We start from the raw sequence: 3,401 nt of genomic DNA, 5'->3' as shown, positions 1-3,401 counted from the left end.
GCCCAGTTCGAAATCCACGACAGGCTCCGGCTCGAGCGTTCCTCCCGCGGCGGGGACCCGGGACAGCTGCCGGCCCTGGTCGCGACCCCCGTAAGGCGGGAAAGCGGGAAGGCGGTACGTTGTTTCTGTGCGGCTGTGCGGTCGTGAGGCGTCCGAGCGCGTCGGTCATGGGCGCGACCTCACCGGGTCGCCACGCGCTCGAAGCGCAGATGCCGGACCCGCCCTGACCACACCACAAGACCCGTGATCCGGCCGCGGGGATCCCGGAGGAACCTCGCCAAACCCACGTCGTCGTTCCCGAATCCGTCGCGGTACAGCGGCAGGAAGGGCGTGGAGCTCCGCCATCCCAGGTCCAGCATCAGCGTATCGCCTCGTACCAGGAAGCGGGCGCGGGCGCCCAGCTCGAGGCTGACGTACTCGCCCGCGTACGCGGCGAGCGCCGCGGCGTCGAACCGCGGCCGGGCCACCTGCACGTACTCGACCGGGCGCGCGTTGCTGGCCTCCATCACCAGCCGCACCGGCGCGCCGCCTGCCGCACGCACCACGCGGATCGTCCGCTGGCCACCCCGGTACTTGAAGCGGTCGGGCGCCAGCGGGATCAGGGCCTGGTTGCCCGCCAGGCTGTCGGTCAACTGCCCCCCGCGGATGGCGAGGATGAGCACCTCTTCTGTGCGCGGCGCGTGGTACGCACCCGCGAGCGCCGCCAGCACCGCCGAGTCCACCGCGACCCCCGCCGGTTCGGCATCGGGCTCGGCAAGCGCGGAGCCAAGCACCCGCACCGCCACGCGGGTGGCCAAGGCACTCGGATCGGCCACGCCAGCGTTGCACAGAAGGGCAACCGACACCTGCTGGTCCGGGAACCGGTACAGTGCCGCGCGGTAACCGCCCGTCGACCCGGTATGCGACACTCTCGGCACGCCGCGCCACCTGCCTACTCCGACGCCCAACGCGTAGTTCAGCTCGGTACCGTCGTTGAGCCGGCCCGCCCGCTCCAGCGAATCGCGCACCGCGCCCCATGCGCCGGCGCCGGACTGCAACGCCGCCTCCCACCGGAGGAAGTCGTCCACGGTGATGAGCAGGCCCCCGCTGCCGACGACCCGCGTGAACGGATGATCGTTGCGATAGCCGGTTGCCGAAGTGCCCGCGTACGCCGAGGCGCGCCCCGGCACCACCGTCCGGTGATCCACCCGCCAGCGGGTGCTGGTCATGCCGAGCGGCCCGAAGATCCGGGCCTGGGTGAACGCCTGCAGCGACTGGCCGCTGGCCCGCGCCACGATCGTCGCCGCCACGACGTAGCCGGTGTTGCTGTAGAGGTAGTCCTCGCCGGGATCGAAATTGAGTTCCCGGAGCCGGGACACGATGTCGAGCACTTCAGCATTCGGGTGATCCACCTCGCCGGCCGGGCGGCCCTCCGCCTGATGCAGCGCGTAACGATCGGGCAGGCCGCTGGTGTGCGTCAGTAGGTGCCGGATGGTGATGCGCCGCCCGATAGCCCGCACCTCGGGGATCCACCGGGTGATGTCGTCATCCAGCGACAGCACCCCGTCCCTCGCCAGGATCACCAGTGCCGCCGCGGTGAACTGCTTGGCCACGGAGCCGCTCTCGGAGATCGTGCCGACCGACCACACCGTCCCGGTCTCCAGATTCGCCATCCCGTACGCCCGCCGGACCAGCGGTGCGCCGGCACCGTCCACGCCGACCGCACATCCCGGCGAGGTGGTGTTGGCCCACGCGAAGGCGGAGTCGATGCTCCGGACGAGGGCGGTATCGATGTTCTGCGCCGCGAGCGGGGCAGCGGAGATGACCAGCACGATCAGCGTCAGATTCCAGGTCATGGCTCCACAGCCTGCTGCAACGGGATTGGCCCGTACGACGCCCTGCCCCAGCTCGCGCTCGATGTCGTAACGGTCGGCCAGAGCCGAAGCGAGGCGCATCAGGACGTCGGTCACGGCGTACCTACTGGACGGCGTTGAGCGTGATCACCAGGCGCCCGCCGCCGCCTGACGTTGCGAGCGTCACGAACCGCCCGCCGCGGGGGTGCACGTCATACTCGGCTCCGCCGACGGAACGCTCGAACACGCCGCGCAGCAGGACGCGCCGGGATTCCACCGAGTAGCCGGATGGGTCCTGGCGCAGGCGCGCCGCCACCAGCTCCCCGGGCTCGTTGCGGAAGTACAGCGTCCGGCCGTCGCGGCCCCACTGAGGCTCCGCACCGCCGTCGATCGAGACGGTCGCCCGCGGGCCGGGCTGCGGGAACGAGCTCAGGTACACCTCGTCCCGGCCGGTCTCGTTCGACACGTACGCGATCCAGCGCCCGTCGGGCGATAGCGCGGGAGCCCCCTCGTTGAACGGCGTGACCAGATAGGCGCGCGCGGAGTCCGGTGCGTCGACGGGAAGCGCCCACAGATCCGACCCGCCGGCGCCGGTGGTGGAGAACGCCACCCATCCCGCGCCGACCGCGATCCGGCCGACGAGGGTCCGGCCGCCCGGCGCCAGCACGACCTCTTCCGCTCCGCTTCGATCGCCGCGGCTGGCAGCCAGGGTATCGCCCTTCCGATAGAAGACCCGCTGGCCGTCCGGCGTCCACTCCAGGAACTCGGTGTTGCCCCCGAACGTCAGCCGCAGGCTGGTGCCGCGCTCGAGGTCGATGATGTACCCGACGTGGCGAGATTCCCCGTCGTGGAAGCCGGCGAGCACGACCCTTCGCCCGTCGGGCGAGAACCGCGGGTTGTCGAAATGGCTGACCTGCGGCAGGGCGAGGGGAACGCGGGTCTCCGCTCCACCCTCCCCCATGAGCGCTACGACCGAGCCCACGTTCCCCAACTGATGGACCAGGGTTCCGGTGCGGGAGAGGCCGAACTCGCCGAGCCCTGTCGCGCGGGTGATGATCCCGTCTGCGAGCCGGACCAGAGGACCGCTGGTGTCCCCGCTGGAGGGGTCGAAGCGCTGCGCGACGACGACCCCGCCATCGCGCAGGGTCACCAGGTGCCCGGCGGCATACTGCGGCATCGAGCCCGGCGAGACGATCCGCACCTCGCGGCGGCCGAGTCGCATCAGTCCGACGTGCGCCGCACCGAGCGCCCCGGTCCTCGGCCAGACCGTGAACAGCAGCGCGTTGGTCTCCGGGACGTAGTGCGGCCAGGTGTGGGCGACCTCCCCGGCCGCCGTATCCGGCCGCGTGAGCCGTTCCGGCGTCCCGCCGTCGGCGCTCACGCGGAACAGGCCCGCACTGTCGACCCTCGCGAACACGATATGGTTGTCCGCGGTCCAGGCGGCGCCAAACAGCTGGCTGCCGATCTCGGCGATCGTGACCGGAGCGCCGCCCGCCACCGGCACCTTCATGAGATTCCCGGAGCTCGAGTAACCGACCCACTGGCCGTCCGGCGAGAAGAAGAGGTTGC

General features: G+C 71.3%; 2 protein-coding genes. Both read right to left on the bottom strand.

Features of this window, described 5'->3' with window-relative positions; all coding sequences use genetic code 11:
- Window positions 1-179 precede the first annotated feature (179 nt).
- Window positions 180-1,949: a serine hydrolase domain-containing protein gene (locus Q8Q85_05795; protein ID MDP3773764.1), complete on the bottom strand. Its 1,770-nt coding sequence runs from the start codon at window positions 1,947-1,949 to the stop codon at window positions 180-182.
- Between the two features lie 7 nt (window positions 1,950-1,956).
- A partial coding sequence (locus tag Q8Q85_05790) for a hypothetical protein (protein MDP3773763.1) occupies window positions 1,957-3,401 on the bottom strand: 1,445 nt, incomplete at its 5' end.

The sequence above is a fragment of the Gemmatimonadales bacterium genome (assembly GCA_030697825.1).
Lineage (GTDB): Bacteria > Gemmatimonadota > Gemmatimonadetes > Gemmatimonadales > JACORV01 > JACORV01.
This window is presented reverse-complemented; position numbering and strand designations above follow the sequence as displayed.